The sequence below is a fragment of the Mesorhizobium sp. genome, assembly GCF_017306585.1.
In the GTDB taxonomy this organism is placed as follows: Bacteria; Pseudomonadota; Alphaproteobacteria; order Rhizobiales; family Rhizobiaceae; genus Mesorhizobium.
The window spans coordinates 1-23802 of sequence record NZ_JAFKIC010000175.1; the positions used below are offsets into that span (position 1 = coordinate 1).

Below are 23802 nucleotides of genomic sequence, written 5' to 3' on the forward strand. Positions count from 1 at the left end.
GGACCGGTCGCGTGTGCTCAGTTCCAGGATCATAGCTCTCCAGCCACTTGCTCGATCGTACGGCAGGACAGAGGGGGGCGCGAAGGAACGCCAACCTGGGGCTACGGCACCCGCACCTACCCCGCCGCGATCAACACCGTACTTTCCGGCGACCAGCGCAGCACCACATCCTGTCCTTCCGCCAGCCGGCCGGCGCCGGTATTCTGGACGATGACCTTCAGCGTCTGGCCGGCGCGGTCGACAAAATAGGTGCTGTTGTTGCCAGCGAAGATGCGCTTGGAGACCTGCCCCTTCAGCGTGTTGGCATTTCCGTCCGGAACCCCGGCATCCCCGTCAATCCGAATGCGTTCGGGCCGCACCGCGCAGCTCGCTTTGGCGCCGGCGGCAAGCCTGTCGCCCACGCCGGCGGTGATGGTCGTGCCATCAGGCATCCGGATGCCGTTGCCGGTCGCGTCGCCGCGAAAGATGTTGGCGTCGCCGAGGAAGGTGGCGGCGAACTCACTCTTTGGCCGGTCGTAGATTTCCTCCGGCGGCCCTTCCTGCACCAGCCTGCCGTCGCGCAGGATGCCGATGCGGTCGCTCATCGTCAGCGCCTCTTCCTGGTCGTGGGTGACGAAGATGGTGGTGATGCCGATCTCACGCTGGATGCGCTTCAACTCGATCTGCATGTCGACGCGCAGCGCCTTGTCCAATGCACCGAGCGGTTCGTCCAGCAGAAGCACGCGCGGCTTCGTCACGATGGCGCGCGCCAGCGCGACACGCTGGCGCTGGCCGCCGGAAAGCTGATGCGGTCGCCGCCCACCGAGCTTGCCCAATTGCACGAGGTCGAGCGCACGCTGCACCTCCGTGGCGATGACGGCCTTGGCCTCGCCGCGCACCGACAGGCCGAAGGCGACATTGTCGGCAACGCTCATATTGGGAAACAGCGCGTAGTTCTGGAACACCATGCCGATGCGCCGCTTTTCGACCGGCACCCGCTCGACGCTCTCGCCGCCGATGGAGATGCGGCCGGAGTCGGGGAAGTCGAAGCCGGCGATCTGCCTGAGCAACGTGGTCTTGCCGCTGCCCGAGGGTCCGAGCAGCGCATAGAAGCCGCCATCGGCGAAATCGATGGAGACGTCGTCCAGCGCCTTGTGCGCCCCGAAGCTGCGCGAGACGTTTGATACCGTGACGCCGGCCATTATTTCTCTCCGCCGAATTTGAAGAAGCGCGCCGTGAGCAGCATGAGCGCCATCGACACGACGATGATGATCGTCGAGACCGCGTTGATCTCTGGCGTAAAACCCTTGCGGATCGCAGCATAGATCTCGACCGGCAGCGTCGTCTGCCCTGGGGTCGACAGGAAGTAGGAGACGACGAACTGGTCGAACGACACGGCGAAGGCGAACAGACCGCCGGCGATGACGCCGGGCATGATCCAGGGCAGCGTGACGCGATTGGTCACCAGCCACTGGTTGGCGCCGAGCGAACGTGCCGCCTCTTCCAGCTCCGGCGCGAAAGTCTGCAGCCGCGCCGAGACGACGACGATGACATAGGGCAGCGCCAGCGCCACATGGCCGAGCAGGATGGCGAACAGGCCGCGTCCGATGCCGATGCCGAAAAAGAAGATCAGCATCGCCGTGCCGGTGATCAGCCATGGAATGGCGATCGGCGGGAAGAGCAGCGCCTGCAGCAGTTTCTTGCCGCGAAATTCATAGCGGTAGAGCGCCAGCGAAGCCGCCGTGCCGAGCACCACGCAGATGATGGTCGTGATGACGGCGATCTTGAGGCTGTTCCAGGTCGCCGAGATCAGCTGGTCGTTCTGCCAGAGCGAGGCATACCAGTCCGTCGTCCATTCGAACGGCAGTTGGTAGAAAGGCGAAGCGTTGAACGACATCAGCGCCATGATGATGATGGGCAGATAGAGGAAGGCCAGCAGCAGCCAGACATAAATCCGGCCCAGCCATTCCAGGATACGCGTCGTCGCCATCACGTAGCCCTCCGCAGCACCGGCGAGGCGATCGCCAGGATGACAAGCACGACGGCCAGCAGGATGAAGGACAGCGCCGCGCCCAGCGGCCAGTTGAACACGGCGACGAACTGGTCCTCGATGACGGTGCCGTAGAAGGTGCCGGTGCGGCCGCCCAGAATGCGCGGCTCCATGAACGAGCCGACGACAGGCACGAAAATAAGCGCCGCGCCAGCCACCAGCCCCGGCATCGACAGCGGAATGATCACCCGCTTCAGCACCTGCAGCCGCGAGGCGCCGAGCGAGCGTCCGGCCTCGATCAGCGAGTCGTCTATCGCCTGCAAGGTGAGATAACAGGTCAGCACCATGTAGGGCACGTAGGAGTGCACCAGGCCGATGATGACGGCCGGATAGGAATACATGAGATCGATGTTGATCTTGAACGGCAGCACGGCATTGAGCGCCGTATCGAGGATGCCGCCCTCGCGCAGCACCATCGCCCAGGAGAAGATGCGCACCAGCCCGTTCGACCAGAACGGCAGGATGACGAGCAGGAAGATCGCCTCGCGGCTGCGCCCCTTCAGCACCTTGGCCAGCACGTAAGCCGCGGGATAGCCGATCACCACGCACCACAGCGTCACTTCGAGCCCGAGCCGCAGCGAAGCCAGAAGCAGCGTCAGATAGAGGCTTTGCGAGAAGAAAGCGGCATAGTTGCCAAGCGTGAACGCCCATGGCTTTCCCGACAAAGGCAGATCGGTCATGAATGAGAAGAACACCATGGCCGAAAGCGGCAGGAAGATCGCCACCGTCAGCCAGAGATAGGCCGGCGCCATCAGCGGCAAAGCCTTTCTCAGCCCGCCGCGCGACGCGGTCGCACTCTGTGCTGCCATGTCAGACCCTCCTCCCCAGGATTGGAAGGACCAGCCGGCGCGAACCGCCGGCTGGTCCTGGCGCGAACTTTATTTCACATCGACCTTGAGCTGCTGCCACAGCGCCAGATAGGCCTCGCGCTGGGCATCGGTGATCGGCGCCTGGAACTGGATGCGCTTGGCGACATCGGGGCTGCCCATGACCTTGCGGTTGAAGGCGTCCTCGGGAAGCGCCTCGACGGCCTTGGTGTTGGCGGACACGGGAGCGCCGACCTTGGTGACCCATTCGACATAGAATTTCGGATCGATCATATAGTTGATGAAGGCCTCGGCGCCGGCGACATTCTTCGAGCCGACCGGAATGGAGAAGGCATCCAGCCAGGCGACGGCGCCCTCCTGCGGAATGACCAGCGAGACCGGCAGCTTGAAATGGGTCTTGGCGCGGTCGGCCGAGCCGCTCCAGTAGGTGCCGATGTCGATCTGGTTGGACGCGACCATCTGGTTCCAGTCGTTTTCCGAGCTCCAGAAGGTCTTGATCTGCGGCATCAGCGAGGTCAGCTTGGTCTTGACCGCGTCCATATCCTTGATGTCGTTGATGTTCTGGCCGGTGGCGATGGCGCCGAACTGCACCGCCTCGACGGCGTCGTCGCGGATGACGACGCGGCCCTTATGCGCGGGATCCCACATTTCGGCGATCGACGTCGGCGGCTTGTCGAAGGACTTCTCGTTGATGGCAAGCGCGGTCAAACCCCACACCCACGGCACGCCATAGACCTTGCCGTCATGGTCGAGCATCGGGGAACCGGCCTTGTCCTTGCTGATGTCGGCGTAGTTCGCCAGTTTCGAAACGTCGATCGGCTGGATCAGCTTTTCCGACATTGCCTGGTCGTTGAAGGCGGCGTTGATCATGACGACATCGTAGAGGCCGGGATTGGTCCTGAGCTTGGTCAGCATTTCCTGTTCGGAATTGAAGAAGTCGTTGATGACCTTGTCGCCGGTCGCTTTCTCGAAGGCGGCGATAGCCCACGGTTCGTCGGCGCCATAACCCTTCCAGTTGAGCACATGCACTTCACCGGCCTGGGCCGTGAAGGCGAATGCGGAGGTGAAGACGGCGGTTGCCGTCAAGAGAGCAGTCAAGTCAGGCATGCGCATGGTTCGTTCCTCTCTGTGTTTGCCCGCTTCCCGGGCTTGTCAGGCTGTCTGATGGGCCTTGCGTGTCTGGCCCGACGCATCGGTCGAAGGACCGCCGGTCTGGCTCAGGAAAGTCTGGATTTCCGCATCGGTCGGCGCTGATGACCCGCCATGACGCGTTACCGAAATGGCGGCCGCCGCGTTGGCGTAGCGTGCAGCCTCGAACGGCTGCGTTCCATGCGACAAGGCGCTGACGAACGCGCCGATGTGCGTATCGCCGGCGCCATTGGTATCGACGGGTGCGACTTTGAAGCCGGGAATGGTCCGTGCGGCGCCGTCTGCAAGTCTGATATGGCAGCCTTTGGCGGCGGAACGAATGACGACACCGGCCGCATCCCGGCAATGATCGGCCAGAAGCCGCGCCGCGAGGCTCTCGACATCGCCCGGACCGGCAATCTCGGCAGCCTCCGTCGCGTTGCAGCTCAGCCATGTGACGCGCGCAAGCACCCGCGAAAGGATGGGGCGCGGAATGTCCGAAACAACCGGCGTCGGATCGAAGACGAAAGGAATGTTCGCCGGCAGCGCTTCTATCCAGCCGGTAAGCGCATCGCGGCTGCCGGGATAGCTCAGCGTATAGCCTGATGTGAACACCCAATCGCCTGACGCGACAGCCACTGGCGCCATCATGTCGAGGCTGAGCACGCTTTCAGCTCCAGGCCACGACACGAAGGTGCGCTCGGCATCGCTGGAGATCATGGCGACGCAATTGCCGCTGTCCATAAGAGGCGATGCCGGCGTCAGCGTTTCGACGCCCTCCGCGGCAAAGGCGGCGCGCAGGAAGTCGCCATTGGGGCCAGTGCCGAGCTGGCCGCCGAACACCACCTTCATGCCGGTACGGGTCGCGGCGACCATCATGTTGAAGCCGCCGCCGGCGACCTGCGCATAGCTCGATGCGGTCTTTTCCGTGCCGGGCGCCGGCAGGGCGTCGATGCGGTAGACATAGTCGACCACCGCGCTGCCGATATGGACGAGGCGCCCATTCATGCCGCGGCATCCTTGCCTGACCGCGACTTGCCGGCCATCGCCGTTCGCGCCGCGACGAGATCGGCGGCAAGGCTGCGGACCTCGGCCATGTCGATGCCCTTAAGGCCGGCCACACGTTCCTCCGGCAACTGCGAAAAGCCGACGCAGGCGCCGGCCATGCCGGCGGCTATGGCCCCGATCGTATCGGTGTCGCCGCCGAGATTGGCGCTGATGACCGCCGCCCGCCAGGGATCGCCGCCGGCGACTTCCAGCACGGCGAAGGCGGCCGGAACGGATTCCTGGCTGGCGACGCCGGTGCCGACCAGATCGGTGATCAGCCGGATCGCATCCCCGGTTGCCTTGCCGCGCACCAGGTCTTGAGCCCAGACGATGCGCGCGGCGATATCGCCCCCGGTCACCCAATGGCCAAGCGTCGCGCCTCGCCGCGCCGCGGCGACCGCGCTGTCCGACGCGGCGCGCCAATCGCCGCCGGAAATGCCCAGGCTGACGGCGGCGGCAACCGCCGCGGCGGACGCTATCGCGATCGAGGTGTTATGCGTCGCCCGGCAGGTCTCGGCGACCTTGGCGACGAATGCATCGAGCGGCTCGAGCGGCATCATGATGCCGACCGGCGCGATGCGCATGGCCGCCCCGTTGGTGTCGCCGCCACGCCCTGCCTCTTCCGCCGGCACACCATTGTTGATGGCGTCGATGGCGCGCTTGGTCGATGGTCCCAGAAGATCATAGCTGCCGCGCGCCTTGACCTCGCGCTCCCAGTCGAGCAGCGCGTTGACCCAGCGCGCGTGATCGAAGCGCTCGCCCGATTCCACGAGGATACGGCCGAGCAGCAGCGCCTGTTCCGTATCGTCGGTTATGGTGCCGGCCGACAGGCCCTTCGACACCGGATGTTCGGCGAAGGGAGCGACGAAGTCCTCGACATGGCCATAGAGCTCGGCGATGCGCGACGGCGACAGAAGCTGCGTCGGCATGCCGAGCGCGTCGCCCAGCGCCCCACCGACAAGCGCGCCCAGGGCGTGATCAAGCATTGCGCTGTCAGGCTTTACATTGTCCGGCATCGCTCAGAACCTCATATGCAGCGCGAAATGCGCGGGATTGAGCAGGCTGGTGACATATTCGATCGGCCGCTCGTCGGCCGCACGCGTCAGCCGGCGGCCGCGCAGGAACGGCGTGCCTTGCGGGCATCCAAGGATCGCCGCGTCGCCGGCGTCGAGCATCTCGATATCGACCCATTCCTCGCCATGGTCGGGCACCAGCCCTGCCCCGCGCAGCGTCTGGTGGAGCGAACCCTCGCGCAGGCCGCGCAGCGGCACCTCCTCCAGTTCGGGCGACAATGGCAGCCGGCTGCGCTCGATGGAGATCGCGTGGCCGTCGCTGGCGTTGGTTCGTACCCGGTCGACAGCGATGAAGAACGGGCTTTCGATACCGAGCAGCGCTGCCAGGTCGGCATCCTCGATCACCTCCAGCCGCAAGGTCCTTGTTTCGGCGTTGGCGCCGGCATCGGCCAGCGCCCGCGACCAGCCGATGGCGTCGTCGACCGGCTTGCCGTCGAAGGTGACAAAGGAGCCGATCCCGACCTTGGTCGTGATCAGCCCGCGGCTGGACAGCTCTTCAAGGCCTTTGCGGACGGTGTTGCGGCTGACGGAGAAGCGCTGGACGAGTTCGTTCTCGCTTTGCAGGCGATCACCGAAGCCGAGAACGCCGGAGCGGATTTCATGCTCCAGAACGGTCGCGATCTGCTCGGGCTTGCCCGTGCCAGGAGAGAGTTGAGCTGCGCGCTTCATATCCATACCTGTTCAGTGAACCTGTATAGTCCTGTTCAATATCGTGAGAAGGCGACCCTGTCAACGAGGCAGATTGAGGTCTGGCGGCACTGCGCGGAGGACATGGGCCGAGACCAACGGCCTTACTGGCTTTCCGGACATCACGGCACGGCCAGACATCGGACGGCCAGACATCGAGGCGATGATGCAAAAAGAAAGCCCGCTCCGGCGAAGCCGGGGCGGGCCTTGGAGGAGGATAAGGGGTGGGACCCTCTCCTCTTGTTTCCACGGGGGGTGTGGACCGCATTCAATATAGGTGAGTCTCGCGCCCCGGCGGATCACAAGCCGATCCGCTTCCATCACGATCCGGTGCACGGCGGCACCGGCGTGGTCACGACAGCGCGAGCATCCGTAACGGCGGCGGCCCTATATGCGCCCGAGCACGACAAGGATGATTATGATCAGCAGCACAAGCCCGAGCCCGCCGCCGCCATAATAGCCGGTACCGTAGAACGGTCCGCCGCCCAACCCGCTGAAGCCGCCAAGCAACGCGATGATGAGGATGATGATAAGGATTGTTCCAAGGCTCATGATTTCCCGCTCCTGTATGCGCCAATGCGCGGACTGGACATCGCTTCGTGCGATGTTCGAAGACGAGAACGTTCAAGCAGCCCTGCCGTTCCGACCGGCGTCGAGCCGTGAGTCGATTTCGCCGGCAAAGGAAAGCCGCCGGCTCATCGCGGAAAGAAGCTTGGAACTGCACGAAAGCATCCACTCGGACCCGGCAAGTGCCAGCGCGCATCGTGACCGACAAGGCACGGGAACCCGGACGCGCAAAGCAGAAAGCCCGCCATCCAGGCGGGCTTTCCGACCGGCCGGAGGCCAGGAGAGTGCGCTTCGAGCCTCGCGGCTGGTTTTCCGCACTTCCTATCCGGCACTCTTGGCCTCAGCGACGCGCGATCAGCAGGCAGAGCTGGCGCAGATCGCGATCATACGTGCCTTCGCTGCTCAACACGTCGGCGCAGCGTTTCTTCATCCTGGCCAACTTGCCGCCCGACATCTGGGCAACGACGCCCGGCAGGTTTGGATGGCTGGGATTGCTCGGGTTGGAAGGGTTGCCCGGATTGCTGGGATCGGTTCCACCGACACCCACGCCGACACCGACGCCAATGCCACCCGTGCCACCGACAGTGGCGCCGAGACCGGCATTGATGCCGCCGGTTCCACCGACATTGGCACCCAGCCCGGCATTCACGCCATTGCTGCCGCCGACAGAGGCACCCAGCCCGGCATTCACACCATTGCTACCACCGACAGAAGCGCCGAGCCCGGCACTGACGCCTTTCGAGCCACCGACATTGGCGCCAGCCCCGGCATTCACGCCGCCACTGCCACCGACCGAGGCGCCGACGCCAGCGCTAACGCCGCCGTTGCCGCCCACCGAGGCCCCGACGCCGGCATTGACGCCGCCACTGCCGCCCACCGAGGCGCCGACACCAACGCCAAGCCCGCCGGCATTCGCCGGCAGCGAAAGAATTACGACCATTGCACTACTGGCCAACACACTGGTGACTGTTTTGATCATGGAAGCCATAACACTCTCCTGTTGTCGTTGCGCTAAGGCAGTCGGCATGCAGCCGATTGCGATTTCAAATACGTGACAGAAGAGTTTGGGTTTCAAAGCAGTATGCACTTGTAAAAGTGATGGTATTCGTTATTGAAACAACGAATGACCGATAGTAATAAAACTATAATTCATTTGTAAAAAATATTATTCCTCAAAATGGGGAATTATCGATATTATTGGATAATAGCAAGAAAAAACGTTTTTTCATGAAGACCCTAAGCCAGGTGCCCGGCACGCTCGCTGCCAGGATGCCCGATGGCATCAAATACCAAGCCATGCTTCTGGCATTCCAGAGAATACACGAGCCAGGGGGATTGCTTCAGCCAAATTGCTCCGACAGGGCCGGAACTGCCCACCAACCAACGCGTCGATGGCCGGCCGGAAACAGCCGGATCATCGGCGGGAGGCTGAGGATGCCCGGGGGTTCTCAGAACACCCGGGGCAACAACCTGTAGCGAACGCGTTCCATGTAGGAGCGATATTCAGGCTCTGCGGCCAGCAGAGCCTCCTCGCGCAGGATGCGATACAGTTGCAGGTAAGTGATCACCGCATAGACCGCGAAATTGTGGAAGGAGAAGGCCGACAGCAGATAGAGCACATGACCGGCAAGGTAGCCGGCATAGATCGGATGACGCACAAGCCGGTAGGCGCCGCCCGTCATCACGCCACGATTGGCGGGAAGGATGGCAAAGGAGCGGCCCAGGGATATCTTGCCCCAGATGACGAACCAAAGCGCCAGGAACTGCAATGGTGCCGCGACATAGACGGGAACAAGCGCAATCCCTGGTTTGAGACTGATCAACGCGACGCCGAAACTGGCCGTCACCGAGACGATGACGGTAAGCAGGTTCCAGTCACGCGTTACCGGGCGCCGCGACAACAGCAGCCAGGTGAAGGTGAGTATCTCCGAAATTGCCACCAGCGCCGCGTTGAGCCGGGTGGGATCCTCCACGACCTGATACACGCCGCGATAGACGAACAGGCCAGCGCAGGCCAGCGCACAGGCGCGAAAGAAACCCTCGCGCAGGTCGATCAGCATTTCGCGTTTTCGCGCGGCGGAGAAATAGCCGCCTTCATTGTCATGCGAAAGCGCTTCACTTTTTGATGTGAGCAAGGCAGGCACCCCGTGATCCCCTCGGGGTGACCTTTGCACGCAACCATTGCCGGGCGGTTAACCGGCGGATCCGGATCACCACTATCCCATGGAAATGCCTCAAGCCGCCTCGGCCGAAGTCGCGAGCGCTCTTTGGCTTTGTGCCTGCCCGTCATCAGGCACGGTGACCATCCGCCGCGAGACCATGCACGTCCGGCTCAAGCCAGATACAGGTTTGTGAAATATCTGGCAAAATCAGGCAGTTGCGTCAGATTCTTGCCATCGGCATCGCGCAAAATGCCGGCGGCGAAAAGATAGGAGCCGATCGCGTCCATCTTGGCCGGATCCATGGTGCCGATGGCGCCATCTTTCCCGCGCAGGAAATGTCCGTCGTTCAAGGCCTTCAGCGAGGCATCTATCAGCGACGGATTGGTCAAGGCATCCTTGTTGGCCGCGATCAGCAGGGCCGCCGCCTCGCCGGCATGGTCGACGGCAAACTGATAGCCGCGCCGCGTCGCCTGGACGAAGGCCGAAGCGAGTTCCGGATTTGCCTTGAGATATGCCTCGCTCGACGAGATCAGCGTCGTGTGCTCATCGGGCACGCCATAGTCGGCATAGACGAAGCTGCGCTGTTTGACACCCTTGAGCTCGGCCTCCACCCCCTCCCAGGTCGAGACCTCGAGCGTGAAATCGACGGAACCGTTGGACAGCGCCTCGTAGGCGGAGGTTCCGAGCGTCACAGTCTCGAAATTGCCCTTGCCGCCATCATGGCGGATGATGGTCGAGATCAGCGCGTTCTCCCAGGCGCTGCCGAAACCGCCATAGGTCAGCCCGTCGAGATTCCTGGGGCTCTTGATGTCGTCGCGTGCCGCGTTGAACACCAGTCGTCCGGTTTCGGACTGCACCACGGCGTAGACAGCCTTGAGGTCTGCGCCCGCGGTCTTCTGGGTGAAAAGACTGATGGTCCCGTTGATGCCGAAATCGGCAACGCGGTTCGCGACAAGCGTCCCGGCGCCGGTATCGCTATAGGGCAGGATGTCGACCTCCAGGCCGGCCTCGCGGTAGAAACCCTTATCGCGGGCGACGAATAGCCCGATGTGATTGGTGTTGACCGTCCAGTCCAGAGCGACGGTGACCTTCCGCGTCGCCGCGAAAGAACGCGTTGCTACGGCAACCAGCGGCAGGCTGCCGGCAAGGGCGAACAGCAGGGCCTGCCGGCGCGTCAAATCAGTCATCGTCATGTCCTTTGAACGGTTGGGGGTTGAGCAGGATGTCGAGAATCTCCGCCTCGAGCGCACTGGCCAGCGGCGCGGCGGCCGCGGTCGGATCGCGCGGGCGCGGCAGCGGCACCTTGATCTCCCGCACGATGCGGGCGGGGCGCGCCGACAGCACATAGATACGATCGGACAGGTACAACGCCTCGCGCACATCATGGGTGATCAGCAGCGCCGTCCAGCGATGGTGCCGCCACATCTGTTCGAGCCAGCGTTGCAGGGCCGCGCGGGTCAGCGCGTCGAGCGCGCCGAACGGCTCGTCGAGCAGCAGCATGTCGCGTTCCTGCACCACGGTGCGCAGCAGCGCCGCGCGCTGGCGCATGCCGCCCGAGAGCTGCGCGGGAAAATGCCGCTCGAAGCCGACCAGCCCGAACTCGGCGAACAGCGGCGCGACGCGCGCGCGGGCGGCCTTGCGGCCGACGCCCTGGACTTCCAGGCCGAGCGTCGTGTTGTCGATGATGCGCCGCCACGGCATCAGCGCGTCGCGCTGCGGCATGAAGGCGAAATGCCGGCCATGGTCGTCGAGCGGCGCGCCGTCGAAGAACATCTCGCCCGCGCCATGCTCGGCGCCGGTCAGGAGTTGGAACAGCGTCGACTTGCCAGCGCCGGAGGGGCCGAGGATCGAGACGAATTCGCCGGCGCCGACGCTAAGCGAAATGTCGGCGAGCACGTCGAGCCCGCCGAACGCCTTGCGCACATGCCGCAGTTCGAGCCGGCTCATCCGCGCCGACCCTTGCCTGACGGCTCACGGCCGACGCGCTCCCAGGGCATGGCGATACGCTGCAGAAGAACCGTCAGCCCGAACAGGACGAGGGTCAGCACCGCGCTCACGGCAACGGCGGCCAGCACCAGGTCGGGGCGGAAATTGTTCTTGGCGTTCAGCATGTAAATGCCGAGCCCCTTGGCCGCTCCGGCATATTCGGCGAAGATCGCGCCGACCACGGCATAGGTGATGGAAATCCTAAGGCCGGCGAAGAAATAGGGCAGCGCCGACGGCAGCCGCGCCAGCACGAAGACGCGCCAGCGCCCTGCCCCCATGGCGCGCAGCATCTGGCCGATCTCGGCCTCGGTCGCCTCATAGCCCTGCACCAGGGCCACCAGCATGGGAAAGAAGGTGACCAGCGCCACGAGCAGGATCTTTGGGGCCAGCCCGAAGCCGAACCACAGCACCACCAGCGGCGCGATCGCCACCAGCGGCAAGGTCTGGCTGACGATGAAGACGGGGAAAAGCGCGCGCCGCAGCGGCTGGAAGAAGTCGACCAGGACCGAAAACACAAAGGCCGCGCTGAGCGAACAGGCAAAGCCGAGCAGCGTGGCGCGGATCGTGGGAATGGCGTTGTCGATCAGCGCGCCGCGATTGAGAATCGCCTGCTCGAGGACGCGCGAGGGTGCCGGCAGGATCGTCGGCTTGATGCCGGAATGGTTGGCGTAGAGTTCCCAAGTCACGAGCAGCAGCCCGACCGATATGACGGCCGGCGCGGACTTGGCCAGGAAACCCGCGACCCGACGCGGACGAGTGGATGACGATGCGAGCACGGGAAGATAACCTTGACGACGGCCGCGCGGCGGCGCGAACGGTTTCAGACAGCGGTGGGGCTGTTGGCGGAAACCGTGACGTCGAGGGTTACGTGCCCCGCACCCGGCCCGAAGCGGCAGAAGGCTTCGTTCAGCGCCGAGAAAATCGCGCCGGCATCGCCGCGCAGCTTGGTGCAGAAGTTCTTGGAGCGATCATAGACGCCGGACTGCTTCAGGAAGTCGATGCAGCCATAGATCTCGTCCATATGGTCACCGGTGCCCATGACATAGAGCGAGAACTGCGCCGCAGCCGGCTGACCGGTTGCAGTGGCACCACGCACGGCGGCAATGGCCGCTTCCTTGCGCGGGCCAAGCGGCCCGACCGGTCCGCCAAGGGCGTCGGTGCGGCAGATCGGATCGTCTGGTTCCCCCGGACACCCACGCGAAATGGCGGCCGACAGCACGCAATGCTTGCCGCTGCGCGCCGCCGCCACGAACAGGTCGCGCAGCGCCGGAAACAGCACCTCGGGCGGTCCGACCAGCAATGTCGAGATGTCGTCGGTCTCGATCCTGAGCCTGTCGCGCCAAGGATCGAGCGCGCCGAGCGCACCAAGGATAACGCCGACGAAATCGTCGGACATGGGATATAGGGAAACCTGTGCGCCTGAAAACATAGCCCGCCTCGCTCCGCTGGTATTACCCAGATCAGCTTCTAGGGTCTGTGGGCTTGCCGCCCCCGTCTCAGCCCCGACCGTACGGAGCACCCCTGTGGATGCGCGCGTTAAAGCACCATTCGATCGGTTGGGAAAGTCATTTTTTCAGCACGCAGCGCCAAAAGCGTTGCGCCAGACCCGTGCGGTGCACCGGTGTGCCAGGCGTCGAAATTTGTCGGAACCTTACTCAGACGCGGAGGTTGTCCCCAGGTCATGACGCGATGATTGCACACACAGATGGAGACAGACCATGCTCATGAAAATCCTCACGGCTTCGGCTTTCACCGTGGCGCTCGCCACCGCCGCCATGGCGCAGAGTACCAATGCAAACGGCACGGACGGGTCGGGCGGCAGCAGCAAGTCGGTCACCGTGGACCCGAGCACGCCGGCGTCGCCCGGTACGGTTGATCCCGGCGCCACCAACAGCACGACCATGTCGCCGGGCGACTTGAACTCCAACGCCGATCGCAATTGCCCGAACAACCCGCAGGGCGCGCAGTCGGACGCCAATGGCAATGCGACGGCACCGACCGTGAACGACAACAACTGCGGTAAATGACTCTGAAGCCAAGTAGCTCTGGAAAGCAAACGCCGCCGGGCAGAGGCCCGGCGGCTTATTCATATTGATCGTGCGCGGTCTTCGTCTGGCCGAAAAGCCGCATCTCCAGGCGCCCTTTCGCGGAAGGCGTGCGGGTGAACATGGCCTGCGCCTTCACCAGGCGTTTGAGCCCTCTGTTATAGGTAAGATGAAGGACCCTGCCGTCGGCAAGATCGAACTCCGCCGCGCCCCATCGCAAGATCGGAGCCTCGCCTGTTGGCGGGCCCAATCGCCTGATCTGGAACCCCAGCCTGACCTTGCGCTCACCGATCGCCAGGTAGATTCCCGGAATCAGCCCGAGCACGTGCCACAAAAGCCTGACATGGTCGATCGGCATCGCCGGCGAGACCATCATGTGCTCAGGCTCCAGCCGCGCCCAGATGAAATCCCCCGCCGGCTGCGGAACCCCTGGCAACAGCCCTTTGCAATAGGCCGGCACCCCTTCGCTCACCAGCATGCGCATCGCGGCCGCGGCGCTGGCGATCAGCACTTGTTTCGACACCCAGTCGGCTTCGCCGAACGGCACTTGCCCAAGAATGTCGCCGTCATCGAAACCGGCGGACATTCTGTGCAACGTCACCCCGCCATGAACGGCATGCTGGCCATCGACCGCCAGGCGATGGAACGGATTAGGTCCGCGATAATGCGGGAGCAACGCCGGATGGAGGTTGACGCCACCCTTCGGAAAGCCCCCAAGCAGGCTTTGTGGAATGAGGGTCGGGAAGGCATAGCAGACCAGCACGTCGGCATTGATCCCGGACAGCTGTCCTCCAAGTCCTTGCCAGTCGTAAGGGCGGCCGAACTCGATCAGCTTGACGTCCGCATTGCCGACAAAACGCCTGAGCAGAAGCTTGCGCTGCAGTCGCCGCCGGGAATTGCCGATGCTGAAGCCGGTGGGGCGGCGCGGAAAGCCGAGCACGATGATCATGCCAATACGGTTCCCCGCCTCAAGCCAGCCGGCCAGCAGCGGTCCGGTGTATTCAGAGATTTCCAGGACAAAAGCAGCGGTAATCGGTGCTATCTGAAAACTGACCTTCAGCTTGAGTGTCGACAGGCTGGACCGGGAGCGTAGCCCCCGGCCCGTCAGGTTTTATGAAACAGCCTTTTCGCGAACCGGCAGCTTCCAGCCCGGCCTGACGAAATGGCAGGTATAGCCGTTGGGATATTTCTCCAGATAATCCTGATGCTCGGGCTCGGCCTCCCAGAAGGGACCGGCCGGCGCGACCTCCGTGACGACCTTGCCGGGCCAGAGACCTGAGGCGTCGACCTCGGCAATGGTGTCTTCGGCCACGCGCTTCTGCTCGTCGCTGGTGTAGTAGATCGCCGAGCGATAGCTCAAGCCGACATCGTTGCCCTGGCGGTTGCGTGTGGTCGGGTCATGTATCTGGAAGAAGAATTCCAAAAGGTCACGGTAGCTGATCCGGGCCGGGTCGAAAGTGATCTCGATGGCCTCGGCATGGGTGCCGTGATTGCGATAGGTGGCATTGGGCACATCGCCGCCGCTGTAGCCGACACCGGTGGACAGAACCCCCGGGAAGCGCCGGATCAGATCCTGCATGCCCCAGAAACAGCCGCCGGCAAGCACTGCACGTTCGCTCGAAGTCGCCATGTCACGTCTCCCGAAAAGCAATTCCAGCTGGCGCTCTGCGCCGGGAATTGCGCTGACAAAATTGGATTTCCCCATAAATGGGCATTGTTGCCTGTTTCGTCCAGCCACCCGAGGCGGCGGCGGGCGTTCAGGCCTGCATCAAGCGTCTTGCGTGAAACGTGAGTCGCTCTAGTCCCGCGGGTGCCGGGTCTGGCTGTCGAGCGCCACCGGCAGATGCCGCGTGCCCGGCGGAATGACGGCAAAGCTGACCAGAACCGGCGCCGCCTTGAGCGACCAGTTGAAAGGAACCGTCTTGACTGGGAGGTCGCCTACCCAGGCTCGCAGTTGCGGGGGCACCTCGCGGCCGCTCCAGATCATCAGCATGCCATGGTCGTACAAGCGCTGCCTTGTGATCCAGGGCGCGAAACGCATGTTGAGGTCGGTGAAGATCGACGGTTTGTCATAGGCATTGAGGCCCGCCAGCATGGCCAGGTTTGTATCGCCGCCGACAATGTCGAGCCGTCCGGGCACCGCAGCGCGCCACACCGCTTCAGCCTCTTGCGAGATTGGCCGCGCCGGCCAACAGACGGCATCCATGCGGCCCTTGAGATTGCAGCCCGTCCAGCGCAGCGCCGCATAGGCGCTTGAAACGGCGACGATGCAGACAAATGCGCAGACGACGAGTTTTCGCATCTCGGCGACACCGAGCCGGTGGCCGAAGAAGGCAAGCACGACGACACCGACGAGATTGTACATGGGGGCGCCCCAGGCCTCGCCGGTACCGGTGAACAAGGACGCCACCATGATCAGGATCGCGGGCCCAAGCCCCATCCAAACGAGGTAGACAAGGATGCCGCGTTCGACAGGGGCTTCGGGAGCCGGAGAGCGCCGCAGCAGCCCCGATATCGCCAGCACGACGAAAAAGCCGGCGAGCCCGGCCATCTGCACGCCGATATAGTAGAGACGCGCGCGGTGCGCGCTCACCCATTGGTCGCGATCCGCGAAATAGGTCAGCGGCAGGAAATCGATGCGGTAGAGTTCGATGGCCAGTGGCGCAGCAACGGCGAGAAAGATGGCAAGGCCGAGCCACGGCCAGGGTGTCGCCAGCCGGCTGCGCGCGCGGGCGTCGGCCAGAAGCCAGAGAGCGCCGAAGGCAAGCAGCAGGCCCGTCGAGAATTTCGCATAGAGCCCGACGCCCGAAACCAGCCCGAGCGCCAGCCACCAGCCCGGACCGCCGCCGCGGCCGGCGCGCCAGAGCAGCCAGCATATGGCTGCCCAGAACGGCATCTGAGCATAGTCATGATTGAATTGCACCGCCGGCCAGCCGAAAAAATAGATCGACGGCATGAAGAGAACAGCGGCAAGCGCCCGGCGTGGGCCGAGCATGTCGCGTGCCAGAAGATAAACGAGGACGAAGGTCGTCGAGATCGTGAGCTGGGACAGCAGGTATTGCGGCCAGCGGAAGGAGCCTGTCAAGAGATGACTGGTTTCGAGCAGCCAACCGGGAAGTTGCGGGTGCTTGTAGGTCAGCAGCACCCATTCGCGGCCCCACATGAAGCCCTCCACGACATCGCCGGGAGGTGCGGGATTGATAAGGGCGGGCGCCAGCGTCCAGCACACGATCTGCGCCAGGCACAGCAGCGCCAGCAAACGCCAGGGGTGACGAAGCAGGCTCGACCAGGCCGACGACGAATCCGAACCCGCGGCAGGCAAACCTGCCGGCACCCAACGATCCATGGAGTTATCTATTCCCGCCATGCGGCGCTTAAATCATATCGTCCGGTTTTCCGAACAGCCCCAAAAGCCGAAGTTTACAAAAAAGTATATTTGCGCGCCATTGCATAACCAAGATTGGGCGGGAATTTCGCGCCGCGTTTCCCTCCCAAGGCAAAACTGGCGGCAAAATCCGGTTGGCCTGAACATCTCCGGACACCCCGATGCGTCACCAGCACGCCGTCATCCACCATCGCGCCCTCGACTTCTGGCTGGCACGCGCCGCAGTGCTCGTCATCATCTGCCTGCAGCTTCTGGTCATCAACGATCTCTCCTTCGGTCCCCGCTGGCTGGCGCCGGCGATCGAGGCGGCGCTGCTGGTGCCGCTATCCGTCGCGACGGCCTGGACGCAGGTCGCCACCCAGAAGGCTTTCGAGGAAGAGCACTGGCATCTGGTCGGTCGCTTTCGCGTCATGATCCGCAGGACGGCGCTGGTGATGACCGGCGTCGTCAGCATCATGAACTGCGGTTCGCTGGTGTTCCTGGTGCGCGCCCTGCTCGCGGGTCATGCCGGCTCGAGCGGCCAGACCCTGCTGGTCGACGCGCTCAACATCTGGGTCACCAATGTCATCGTTTTCGCCCTCTGGTTCTGGAGCACCGACCGCGGCGGACCGCCGACCTGCGGGCTCGTCAAGCGCGCCCAGGCCGATTTCCTGTTTCCTCAGATGACGCTCAACGACCGCGAGATCCGCGACTGGCTGCCCGGCTTCGTCGACTATGTCTTCCTCGCCTTCACCAATGCGACGGCGTTCTCGCCGACAGACACCATGCCGCTCTCGCAGCGCGCCAAGCTTCTGATGATGGCGGAAGCGATGATTTCCCTGCTGACGATCGCGCTGGTCGCGGCCCGGGCCGTCAACATCCTGGCGTAGGACGAACCGTCCGGGGCCTTGCCAAGCCGCCCCGTTGACGCAAAGTTGCTGCAACCGGATGGCTGGACGCTTGGGGGCAAGTGGAAACGGACGTTGCGATCGTCGGCGGCGGCATTGCCGGCCTCTATGCCGCCTGGCGGCTTGCCGGCGCCGGAGGCAGGCGGATAAAACTGTTCGAGGCATCCGGACGGCTCGGAGGTCGCATCCACACGCTTCATCCCGCGCCGGGCCTGACGGTCGAACTCGGTGCGCAGTCGATCCGTAACGACCATCCTCTCCTCATTCGGCTGTTGCGGGATCTGGGCATTGCAACGTCAGCCGAACAGGACGACGGCGGGGGGCTGGTGCATCTGCGTGGCCGAACCCGATCGCAGGCCGAGATCCGCAAGGCGCGGCTGCGCCGCCCCTTCGCCTATGATGTTCCCGTCGGCTTGCAGCGCGGCGGCCCGGGCCGGCTGCTGAGAGAGGCTCTGCGCAGGGCGGCGAAGATCGATGCCCTCGCGGTCGAGCTTGGACCTCGTCTCTCGCAACTGATGAGCGATGAGGAAATGGCCTATCTGTCGGATCGTTCCGGTTACGGTTTCTGGGCATCGCCGGCTAATGCCGACGCGGTGCTCGACTGGGCCGAACACAGTCTCTTCAAGGGCGCGCACCAACTGTTCGAGGTGCCCTCCGGCATGTCCAGCGTGACCGACGCGCTGTCGACCGACGCACGCGACAAAGGCGTCGAGTTCGCCACCGGTTGCCCCCTCCTCGACCTGGCCGTGGATCCCGGCGGCTCTGTCACGCTGGGCTTTGGCCCCCGCCGGCCGCCGGTCAGGGCCGCGAGCGTGATCTTGGCGCTTCCCAAGGCCGCCATCGCCGGTATTGGTGGCTTTAACCAGATCAACACGGTCCGCTTATTGCTTGCCGCCGTCGATGCCTGGCCCGTGGTGACTTCGGCCGTCCTCTACCCCGATTGCTGGTGGACACCGGCCGGATTCCGCACGGCGATCGCCGTGACCGACCTGCCGCTCGGCATGGTCAGGCATTTCGGCGCCGAGGACTGGCGCCAACACCGCGGCGTGGGTGCGCTCGCCATGTTCGCCGACGGCGCACGTGGCGCCTTCTGGCGCGGGCGATCGCTGCCGGATGGCGCGTGGCTGGCGCCGGACCATCCCGCCATGGCCGAAATCCAGCGCATGGTCGAGGCGATCTACCGCCCTAAGCTCCGACACGCGGTTCCAGTTCCCGTGCAGGCCATGATCCGCGACTGGGCCGCCGCCCCGTTCGGTGGCGCCTTCCATCTGTGGGCGGCGCGCAGCAAGCCCGATGAGGCCCGCGCGCTCGCCCTGCGACCGGTTGCCGATGCGCCCGTTCATATCTGTGGCGAGGCATGGTCCCCCAGGCAGGCATGGATCGAGGGCGCGCTGGAAACAACCGAAAGCGTGCTGCATCGCTATTTCCGGATGCCTGGACTGCTTCAGCGGAACGGATAGTCAAAAACGGCTGCCGGCCAAAACAAAAGGCCCGCCACCCGATTGGGCGGCGGGCCTTTTCGCGATGAGACGGATGAGATTTCAGGCCCTCGACCTGATATCGTCTGTCAGGCGCTGCTCGTCCCGGAAACAGCGATCGCCGCGACGATAGCGGAAAGCTTTTCACGGCGAAGCAGTATCGGTTTTTCGTAGGTTTTCCTGGTCATGATCCCCTGTCCAATGTCGAAGGCCAAGCCCCCCTGTCGCCGCCAGAACACTGTGTGCATTGCCATGCCGGCGATGATTCCGAGACACGCAGGATCGGCCTGGTTCGTCAAACCGGCCTGCGGCGAATGGCACGAATTGCCCGCTCCTGTCCGCACTTGCCCGCGCACATGCTCCGGTTCGAACCGACGCAAGCCATTCCGGTGCACTTGGCGCGGCCCGATACGAATCGGCACACAGCGGGCCCTGGCGTCGCGCTTCGACCCCAAACGCGAAATAGCCCGCCCGGCGAACCGGAGCGGGCTATTTGGGATGGCTGGACCTAGTGACGCTTGCCGAGCTTGTAGCTGTTGCCACCCGCAAGGTTGATGCCGATACCGCTCAGGACACCGCCGACAAGGCTTGTCTTGTTGCCGCTGAGAATACCTTCGACGAGGTTGCCGCTCAGGATGTTGTTGCCGTTGAGCAGATTGTTGAGCACGCCGATCTTGCCAAGATCGATCGTCGGCGAGATGTTGATGAGGCTGCCGGAATTGCCTCCCCAGCCGCCGGACCCGGCCTGAGCCACGCCAACGGACGATGCGATTGCAGCAGCGGCGAAAATAACAGTGAACTTGTTCATGAAAGCTACTCCCGTTTGATTGATGGAGATGGCTTCCGTCTTCTGTGGTCTACCTCTTTCTTAACAATATATGAACGGATCAATCGCTCAAGTACTTATCGAAGTTCGGCCCGATAATCAAAAATTAACAATAATGATTATGCATAACCGACATGATTAACTTGGCGGCGCCGCAGCGCGGAAACATGGCAAGCGGCGCGGGGTTCAACCAGCACCAAGGTCGCGTTCGAAAACCACCTGATCGCGCAGCGGAATCCCGTCCACGAGCAGCCCGTCGGGATAGCCGGTCGCAGGCCCGAAAGCATCGGGGACGATGCGCGACATTCGAAAGCCTTGTCTCTGGTAAAATCGCAGATTGCCGATGTCGGCCGTGGCTGTGGACACGATCAACCGCCCCGCGCTGCGCGCCCGGCAACGAGCGACCACAGCCGCGACAAGGGCCTTGCCCACTCCCTCGCCTTGCCGTGCCGGAATGACCGCAAGGCTCTTCAATTCCAGGCAGTCGGCATCGTCGGTGGGCGTGATCTGCGCATGGCCGATTATCTGATCGCCGTCGCGAGCGACCAGCACCTCACCTTCTCCTACATAGGTGGAAATTTGCGTGGGAGAATCGTCGGCAAGGGCAAACAGCGGCAGCAACGCGCGCCGGTCCCCTTCGTATTTTTCAATCTGCATCCGCAAGCCTGAATCAATGCCGCCGGCAGCCCCGGCGGCTGGGGTCGCGATATAGCAGCCGCCGGTCCGAGGCTACAAATGCAAAGCCAATCCCGCCGAGGCGGATACTCCATCAGTCGTCCGCCGCGGACCGGAATCTACGGACCGCCGCCTCGAACAGGATGTCTGAAATCCACATCGCGCAGACGCCTATGAGAAAGGCCGCCGCCAATGTCGTCGTGTCGTCTTCAGCCAGCGGCAGGCCGGTGGCGCGGGCGTACCGCACCACGGGCAATGTCAGATAGGCTGCGGCAAGCGCGCCGCAGATCGGCGAGGCCACCATCTCGCGCAGCTTGTAACGGTGGCGCGAGAGCGCGCGCAGCACGCCGCCGGCCAGCCCCGCCGCAACGACAGGGCCCTTGATGCCGAGCAGATCGAACAGGTCATGCATCGTAGCACCTCCAGGCGGCGGCAAGGCCGGATGAATGCGGCGGGTCCAGGAATAAGACGCCGGTCATGGCTTCCATCCGCACAGTTTCGCGCCCTTGAGGTTGTGCGCCAGCAGCGCCTTGACCTCGACGTCGGAGAGCGCGTCCACCGTGCCTGCCGACAGGCGCAGCGGGCTCGACACCGCGCAGAACCCGCCCTTGGCGGCCACGCAGCCTGTCAGCGCGACCGCGATCGCGGCGAGCATCAATCCCTTGCCCATGATTTGAGCTCCTTTCGTGCGGCGGCGGGTGGCAGCGCGCCGATGTCGTTCTGGATCTGGCTGGCGATGTCACGCGCTGCGGCCTCCGCGGCGGCCTGCCTGGTACGCTCGGCGCGTTCGCCGGCAAGCCGCTGGCGCAGCCCCCAGCCGAGTGCCACCACGATGGCGGCGCCGACACCCAGGACCGTCGGATTGTCGAGCAGGAGGGACAGGAGAGCGCTCATCGGTTCGGCTCGTCCTTGACCAGGTAGCCGATGGCGAAGACGGCGATTGGCAGAAGCGTCGCCCATGTCTCGGCATCGTACCAGGAAGGCCAGAGATTGCGCACGAAGACGCCTGAAATGGAGACAGCGGCGGCGGCGACCGTCGCTGCCGTAAGCTTGTTGGTTGGACGGATGGTCGGCTGTGAGATGGCCATGGTCAGAAGATCCCTTGCAAGGCGGCTGCGATGTGATGCCAGGCGGCGTAGGCGGCAAGCAGGCAGGCGGCGATGAGACCGCCGGCCTTTGCCGCGACCGCGATCCCTGAATTCTGAGATGCTGGCGGCACGCGCTCGGCCGACGGTGTGTTACCGGCCGATGTGCTCTGAGACGGCTTCGCTCCGACCGCCGGTGCCGCATTTGGCGGCTGCGCCGGTGCGGACGTGGTAAGCTGAGCCGACATCAGCAAGGCCTGCGCGCGCACCGATTTGACGCGGTCGGACCAGCCTCGGCCGAATGTCGGCCAGGTCGCCAGGCGCCGCAGGAACGCCAGCCGCGCGTCGCAGAGCTGGTCGATGACGACGCCGGCCGGCCTTGCCCTGGTCGCGCCGATTGTCGTCGGCCCGATGCGGCCGTCCTGAGTGACGCCGATAGTCGCCTGCAGGTACTTCGCCGCCCTGCCCGGGCCGCTGTTGACGGCGAAATCGAAGACGGCATAGTCGACGCCGTCGGGCAGTTCGGCGCCTGCCACGGCGTCCCAGTAGAACCGCCGGTAGACGGTCGCGACCTGCTCATCGCTGATCTCGCGCAGGTCGGCCCTGGTCGCATCGGCCTTCACGTATCGGCGGAAATTGGCGAGCGTGACGCCCTTCATCGTGGCGCCGCCGGGATCGGCCGGATTGTCCGACCAGCCCCCTTCTGACTTGAGAACGAGCGAAAGCGCCCGCGCGAAATTGCGGTCCATGGGTATTCCTTTCGGACAAATGTTTGGTGAAAAGTCAGCCCATGGGGATGACATCGAAATTCGCGGTCAAAGTGACGGACGGCTGGTCGCTACGCGAGCGCGGGGAGGTCAGTCATCCAATTTCCACATGCGGCGAAACTGGCGGCAAAGGACCACTTCAGTCTCAGCGCATTCTGGCCAGCGGCAGAGGGCGCTTGGTGTCTGGCTGTTGGTGACACAGCAAGCAAGCGGCAGGACAGAGGAGTTCGTGGCGGCGTAGACAGTCCGTCGCTGAGCCGGGATTTCATTCGGTGGATGCCCCAACATCACTCCTTGGCACTGACTGCACTGGCGACGAACCGAAATATGGCCGATGGGAGCACAGTTGACACAGCAACTAAGCCGGAGAAATCGCGGCTGCGGATGGAACCCACAGCCTGAGATGCCAGATACCTCAGGAATAATTTGGGGGGTACTTTGTCGACCCACCCTTTCGTTACGCTGATGCACGCCGCATGGTGTCGGTGCGCGGTGCCGTTGGTCCAATCAACGCTTATGAGCGGTTCCTCGACTGGAAGCGATAGTTTCGCCGCCTCATACAGTCTGACGAAATAATCCCAATCTTGATGCCTTTTTAGTGCTGCATCCCACTGGACGCTTGCAAACAGCGAACGCTTCACGATCATGGAACACGTCGTCGTTGACCCGCCTCGAAGGATGTATTCCTGAACGGTTTTATGCCTGTTCACAGGGTAAGCTAGGCAAACGCGCCGGTCTCCATCCGCCCTGAAATATTCATATGAGCCATAGATGAATTCCGCATCCTGATGGGCGGAAATGAGATTGTTCGCGACTTCAGCATATCTTGGCAGCCATGTGTCGTCAGAATCAAGAAACGCGATCCATCCAGTGGTTGTCTCAAAAGCGCCGCGATTGCGCGCCTCGTTGGCCGTCCTTGCACTTTGGAAGTCAAATAAAACAACATCATCTCTTTCTATATCGTCGAGATGGCATTTAGTTTCAGCAAGAGAAATTCCGTTGTTACAAACAACAACAATCGCGGATGCCGGCAATGTCTGATCCTTGATCGACTGGATAGCTTTCGCCAGATTGTGTGCTTTTTTCCCGTGAGGGATAACAACTGAATAATTCATGGCCAACTTAATTTTTTTAATGGTCGCGCTTGC

29 protein-coding genes and 1 riboswitch are annotated in these 23802 nt (G+C 63.4%); of the genes, 3 read left to right on the forward strand and 26 right to left on the reverse strand.

Annotated elements, in window-relative coordinates:
* Positions 1-116: 116 nt before the first annotated feature.
* The 14 genes from J0I79_RS20810 to J0I79_RS20875 form a co-directional block, all read right to left on the reverse strand.
* Positions 117-1181, reverse strand: a complete 1065-nt coding sequence (locus tag J0I79_RS20810; protein ID WP_292863213.1) for an ABC transporter ATP-binding protein — start codon at positions 1179-1181, stop codon at positions 117-119.
* Positions 1181-1969 carry an ABC transporter permease gene (locus J0I79_RS20815; RefSeq protein WP_292863216.1) on the reverse strand — a complete coding sequence of 263 codons (789 nt, stop codon included), beginning with the start codon at positions 1967-1969 and terminating at the stop codon, positions 1181-1183. The genes J0I79_RS20810 and J0I79_RS20815 overlap by 1 nt, the downstream gene beginning before the upstream one ends.
* Positions 1969-2838, reverse strand: a complete 870-nt coding sequence (locus J0I79_RS20820) for an ABC transporter permease (RefSeq protein ID WP_292863219.1) — start codon at positions 2836-2838, stop codon at positions 1969-1971. Before J0I79_RS20820 ends, J0I79_RS20815 begins: the two co-directional genes overlap by 1 nt.
* 69 nt (positions 2839-2907) lie before the next feature.
* Positions 2908-3969, reverse strand: a complete 1062-nt coding sequence (locus J0I79_RS20825) for an ABC transporter substrate-binding protein (RefSeq protein ID WP_366014881.1) — start codon at positions 3967-3969, stop codon at positions 2908-2910.
* Between the two features lie 39 nt (positions 3970-4008).
* The gene (locus J0I79_RS20830; RefSeq protein ID WP_292863225.1) at positions 4009-4992 is read right to left on the reverse strand and encodes a PfkB family carbohydrate kinase; all 984 of its coding nucleotides are present in this window, start codon (positions 4990-4992) and stop codon (positions 4009-4011) included.
* Positions 4989-6017 carry an ADP-ribosylglycohydrolase family protein gene (locus J0I79_RS20835; protein WP_292863228.1) on the reverse strand — a complete coding sequence of 343 codons (1029 nt, stop codon included), beginning with the start codon at positions 6015-6017 and terminating at the stop codon, positions 4989-4991. The genes J0I79_RS20830 and J0I79_RS20835 overlap by 4 nt, the downstream gene beginning before the upstream one ends.
* A gap of 33 nt (positions 6018-6050) precedes the next feature.
* The gene (locus J0I79_RS20840) at positions 6051-6773 is read right to left on the reverse strand and encodes a GntR family transcriptional regulator (RefSeq protein WP_292863230.1); all 723 of its coding nucleotides are present in this window, start codon (positions 6771-6773) and stop codon (positions 6051-6053) included.
* A gap of 405 nt (positions 6774-7178) precedes the next feature.
* Positions 7179-7343, reverse strand: coding sequence for a DUF3309 family protein (locus J0I79_RS20845; protein WP_292578690.1), 165 nt, complete (start codon positions 7341-7343; stop codon positions 7179-7181).
* Positions 7344-7698: 355 nt separating this feature from the next.
* Positions 7699-8346, reverse strand: coding sequence for a hypothetical protein (locus J0I79_RS20850; protein ID WP_292863233.1), 648 nt, complete (start codon positions 8344-8346; stop codon positions 7699-7701).
* 460 nt (positions 8347-8806) lie between these two features.
* Positions 8807-9502, reverse strand: a complete 696-nt coding sequence (locus J0I79_RS20855) for an isoprenylcysteine carboxylmethyltransferase family protein (protein ID WP_292863236.1) — start codon at positions 9500-9502, stop codon at positions 8807-8809.
* Positions 9503-9690: 188 nt separating this feature from the next.
* The gene (locus tag J0I79_RS20860; RefSeq protein ID WP_292863238.1) at positions 9691-10707 is read right to left on the reverse strand and encodes an ABC transporter substrate-binding protein; all 1017 of its coding nucleotides are present in this window, start codon (positions 10705-10707) and stop codon (positions 9691-9693) included.
* Positions 10700-11467 carry an ABC transporter ATP-binding protein gene (locus J0I79_RS20865; RefSeq protein ID WP_292863241.1) on the reverse strand — a complete coding sequence of 256 codons (768 nt, stop codon included), beginning with the start codon at positions 11465-11467 and terminating at the stop codon, positions 10700-10702. The genes J0I79_RS20860 and J0I79_RS20865 overlap by 8 nt, the downstream gene beginning before the upstream one ends.
* Positions 11464-12282 carry an ABC transporter permease gene (locus J0I79_RS20870; RefSeq protein ID WP_292863244.1) on the reverse strand — a complete coding sequence of 273 codons (819 nt, stop codon included), beginning with the start codon at positions 12280-12282 and terminating at the stop codon, positions 11464-11466. Before J0I79_RS20870 ends, J0I79_RS20865 begins: the two co-directional genes overlap by 4 nt.
* Before the next feature lie 44 nt (positions 12283-12326).
* Entirely contained in the window at positions 12327-12935 is a 609-nt protein-coding gene (locus tag J0I79_RS20875) for a YkoF family thiamine/hydroxymethylpyrimidine-binding protein (RefSeq protein ID WP_292863247.1), read from the reverse strand.
* A riboswitch (TPP riboswitch) is annotated at positions 12926-13039 on the reverse strand. (Overlaps the previous gene by 10 nt.)
* A gap of 185 nt (positions 13040-13224) precedes the next feature.
* Here J0I79_RS20875 and J0I79_RS20880 point away from each other — a divergent pair.
* A complete protein-coding gene (locus tag J0I79_RS20880; protein WP_292863250.1) occupies positions 13225-13533 on the forward strand; it encodes a hypothetical protein in 309 nt (102 codons plus the stop codon).
* A gap of 55 nt (positions 13534-13588) precedes the next feature.
* Here the strand turns inward: J0I79_RS20880 and J0I79_RS20885 are convergent, their stop codons facing one another.
* The 3 genes from J0I79_RS20885 to J0I79_RS20895 all read right to left on the reverse strand — a co-directional run bounded on the left by J0I79_RS20885 (position 13589) and on the right by J0I79_RS20895 (position 16897).
* Positions 13589-14500 carry a formyltransferase family protein gene (locus tag J0I79_RS20885; protein ID WP_292863253.1) on the reverse strand — a complete coding sequence of 304 codons (912 nt, stop codon included), beginning with the start codon at positions 14498-14500 and terminating at the stop codon, positions 13589-13591.
* Positions 14501-14662: 162 nt separating this feature from the next.
* The gene (msrA, locus tag J0I79_RS20890; protein ID WP_292863255.1) at positions 14663-15181 is read right to left on the reverse strand and encodes a peptide-methionine (S)-S-oxide reductase MsrA; all 519 of its coding nucleotides are present in this window, start codon (positions 15179-15181) and stop codon (positions 14663-14665) included.
* Positions 15182-15349: 168 nt separating this feature from the next.
* Entirely contained in the window at positions 15350-16897 is a 1548-nt protein-coding gene (locus J0I79_RS20895; protein WP_292863258.1) for a glycosyltransferase family 39 protein, read from the reverse strand.
* A 200-nt stretch (positions 16898-17097) separates the two neighbouring features.
* Between J0I79_RS20895 and J0I79_RS20900 the strand changes: the two genes are divergently transcribed.
* Together J0I79_RS20900 and J0I79_RS20905 are read left to right on the forward strand one after the other, a co-directional pair.
* Positions 17098-17805, forward strand: coding sequence for a hypothetical protein (locus tag J0I79_RS20900; RefSeq protein ID WP_292863261.1), 708 nt, complete (start codon positions 17098-17100; stop codon positions 17803-17805).
* 80 nt (positions 17806-17885) lie between these two features.
* Complete coding sequence (locus J0I79_RS20905) at positions 17886-19283, forward strand: FAD-dependent oxidoreductase (protein ID WP_292863265.1); 1398 nt, start codon at positions 17886-17888, stop codon at positions 19281-19283.
* 107 nt (positions 19284-19390) lie between these two features.
* Here the strand turns inward: J0I79_RS20905 and J0I79_RS20910 are convergent, their stop codons facing one another.
* From J0I79_RS20910 to J0I79_RS20950, 9 genes are all read right to left on the reverse strand, one after another.
* The gene (locus J0I79_RS20910; RefSeq protein ID WP_292863267.1) at positions 19391-19600 is read right to left on the reverse strand and encodes a hypothetical protein; all 210 of its coding nucleotides are present in this window, start codon (positions 19598-19600) and stop codon (positions 19391-19393) included.
* 209 nt (positions 19601-19809) lie between these two features.
* Positions 19810-20109 (reverse strand): hypothetical protein, encoded by a 300-nt coding sequence (locus tag J0I79_RS20915; RefSeq protein ID WP_292863269.1) that lies wholly within the window; start codon positions 20107-20109, stop codon positions 19810-19812.
* A gap of 204 nt (positions 20110-20313) precedes the next feature.
* Positions 20314-20784, reverse strand: coding sequence for a GNAT family N-acetyltransferase (locus tag J0I79_RS20920; RefSeq protein WP_292863271.1), 471 nt, complete (start codon positions 20782-20784; stop codon positions 20314-20316).
* Positions 20785-20896: 112 nt separating this feature from the next.
* Entirely contained in the window at positions 20897-21214 is a 318-nt protein-coding gene (locus J0I79_RS20925; RefSeq protein ID WP_292863273.1) for a hypothetical protein, read from the reverse strand.
* 63 nt (positions 21215-21277) lie between these two features.
* Complete coding sequence (locus tag J0I79_RS20930) at positions 21278-21472, reverse strand: hypothetical protein (RefSeq protein ID WP_292863275.1); 195 nt, start codon at positions 21470-21472, stop codon at positions 21278-21280.
* Positions 21457-21696 (reverse strand): ABC transporter permease, encoded by a 240-nt coding sequence (locus J0I79_RS20935; RefSeq protein ID WP_292863277.1) that lies wholly within the window; start codon positions 21694-21696, stop codon positions 21457-21459. The genes J0I79_RS20930 and J0I79_RS20935 overlap by 16 nt, the downstream gene beginning before the upstream one ends.
* On the reverse strand, positions 21693-21890 hold the full coding sequence (locus tag J0I79_RS20940; protein ID WP_292863279.1) for a hypothetical protein: 198 nt from the start codon (positions 21888-21890) through the stop codon (positions 21693-21695). The genes J0I79_RS20935 and J0I79_RS20940 overlap by 4 nt, the downstream gene beginning before the upstream one ends.
* Before the next feature lie 2 nt (positions 21891-21892).
* Positions 21893-22636 (reverse strand): glycosyl hydrolase 108 family protein, encoded by a 744-nt coding sequence (locus J0I79_RS20945; protein WP_292863282.1) that lies wholly within the window; start codon positions 22634-22636, stop codon positions 21893-21895.
* A 305-nt stretch (positions 22637-22941) separates the two neighbouring features.
* The gene (locus J0I79_RS20950) at positions 22942-23769 is read right to left on the reverse strand and encodes a glycosyltransferase family A protein (protein ID WP_292863285.1); all 828 of its coding nucleotides are present in this window, start codon (positions 23767-23769) and stop codon (positions 22942-22944) included.
* Between the last annotated feature and the right edge of the window lie 33 nt (positions 23770-23802).

What these genes read in the sequence shown, in the direction of transcription:
- J0I79_RS20820 (WP_292863219.1), bottom strand. Translation starts at nt 2,838, where the DNA reads ATGGCAGCACAGAGTGCGACCGCGTCGCGCGGCGGGCTGAGAAAGGCT.
- J0I79_RS20810 (WP_292863213.1), bottom strand. Translation starts at nt 1,181, where the DNA reads ATGGCCGGCGTCACGGTATCAAACGTCTCGCGCAGCTTCGGGGCGCAC.
- J0I79_RS20830 (WP_292863225.1), bottom strand. Translation starts at nt 4,992, where the DNA reads ATGAATGGGCGCCTCGTCCATATCGGCAGCGCGGTGGTCGACTATGTC.
- J0I79_RS20935 (WP_292863277.1), bottom strand. Translation starts at nt 21,696, where the DNA reads ATGAGCGCTCTCCTGTCCCTCCTGCTCGACAATCCGACGGTCCTGGGT.
- J0I79_RS20920 (WP_292863271.1), bottom strand. Translation starts at nt 20,784, where the DNA reads ATGCAGATTGAAAAATACGAAGGGGACCGGCGCGCGTTGCTGCCGCTG.
- msrA (WP_292863255.1), bottom strand. Translation starts at nt 15,181, where the DNA reads ATGGCGACTTCGAGCGAACGTGCAGTGCTTGCCGGCGGCTGTTTCTGG.
- J0I79_RS20850 (WP_292863233.1), bottom strand. Translation starts at nt 8,346, where the DNA reads ATGGCTTCCATGATCAAAACAGTCACCAGTGTGTTGGCCAGTAGTGCA.
- J0I79_RS20930 (WP_292863275.1), bottom strand. Translation starts at nt 21,472, where the DNA reads ATGGGCAAGGGATTGATGCTCGCCGCGATCGCGGTCGCGCTGACAGGC.
- J0I79_RS20885 (WP_292863253.1), bottom strand. Translation starts at nt 14,500, where the DNA reads ATGATCATCGTGCTCGGCTTTCCGCGCCGCCCCACCGGCTTCAGCATC.
- J0I79_RS20915 (WP_292863269.1), bottom strand. Translation starts at nt 20,109, where the DNA reads ATGAACAAGTTCACTGTTATTTTCGCCGCTGCTGCAATCGCATCGTCC.
- J0I79_RS20845 (WP_292578690.1), bottom strand. Translation starts at nt 7,343, where the DNA reads ATGAGCCTTGGAACAATCCTTATCATCATCCTCATCATCGCGTTGCTT.
- J0I79_RS20840 (WP_292863230.1), bottom strand. Translation starts at nt 6,773, where the DNA reads ATGAAGCGCGCAGCTCAACTCTCTCCTGGCACGGGCAAGCCCGAGCAG.
- J0I79_RS20940 (WP_292863279.1), bottom strand. Translation starts at nt 21,890, where the DNA reads ATGGCCATCTCACAGCCGACCATCCGTCCAACCAACAAGCTTACGGCA.
- J0I79_RS20950 (WP_292863285.1), bottom strand. Translation starts at nt 23,769, where the DNA reads ATGAATTATTCAGTTGTTATCCCTCACGGGAAAAAAGCACACAATCTG.
- J0I79_RS20835 (WP_292863228.1), bottom strand. Translation starts at nt 6,017, where the DNA reads ATGCTTGATCACGCCCTGGGCGCGCTTGTCGGTGGGGCGCTGGGCGAC.
- J0I79_RS20875 (WP_292863247.1), bottom strand. Translation starts at nt 12,935, where the DNA reads ATGTTTTCAGGCGCACAGGTTTCCCTATATCCCATGTCCGACGATTTC.
- J0I79_RS20815 (WP_292863216.1), bottom strand. Translation starts at nt 1,969, where the DNA reads ATGGCGACGACGCGTATCCTGGAATGGCTGGGCCGGATTTATGTCTGG.
- J0I79_RS20925 (WP_292863273.1), bottom strand. Translation starts at nt 21,214, where the DNA reads ATGCATGACCTGTTCGATCTGCTCGGCATCAAGGGCCCTGTCGTTGCG.
- J0I79_RS20900 (WP_292863261.1), top strand. Translation starts at nt 17,098, where the DNA reads ATGCGTCACCAGCACGCCGTCATCCACCATCGCGCCCTCGACTTCTGG.
- J0I79_RS20945 (WP_292863282.1), bottom strand. Translation starts at nt 22,636, where the DNA reads ATGGACCGCAATTTCGCGCGGGCGCTTTCGCTCGTTCTCAAGTCAGAA.
- J0I79_RS20825 (WP_366014881.1), bottom strand. Translation starts at nt 3,969, where the DNA reads ATGCGCATGCCTGACTTGACTGCTCTCTTGACGGCAACCGCCGTCTTC.
- J0I79_RS20880 (WP_292863250.1), top strand. Translation starts at nt 13,225, where the DNA reads ATGCTCATGAAAATCCTCACGGCTTCGGCTTTCACCGTGGCGCTCGCC.
- J0I79_RS20865 (WP_292863241.1), bottom strand. Translation starts at nt 11,467, where the DNA reads ATGAGCCGGCTCGAACTGCGGCATGTGCGCAAGGCGTTCGGCGGGCTC.
- J0I79_RS20895 (WP_292863258.1), bottom strand. Translation starts at nt 16,897, where the DNA reads ATGGATCGTTGGGTGCCGGCAGGTTTGCCTGCCGCGGGTTCGGATTCG.
- J0I79_RS20860 (WP_292863238.1), bottom strand. Translation starts at nt 10,707, where the DNA reads ATGACTGATTTGACGCGCCGGCAGGCCCTGCTGTTCGCCCTTGCCGGC.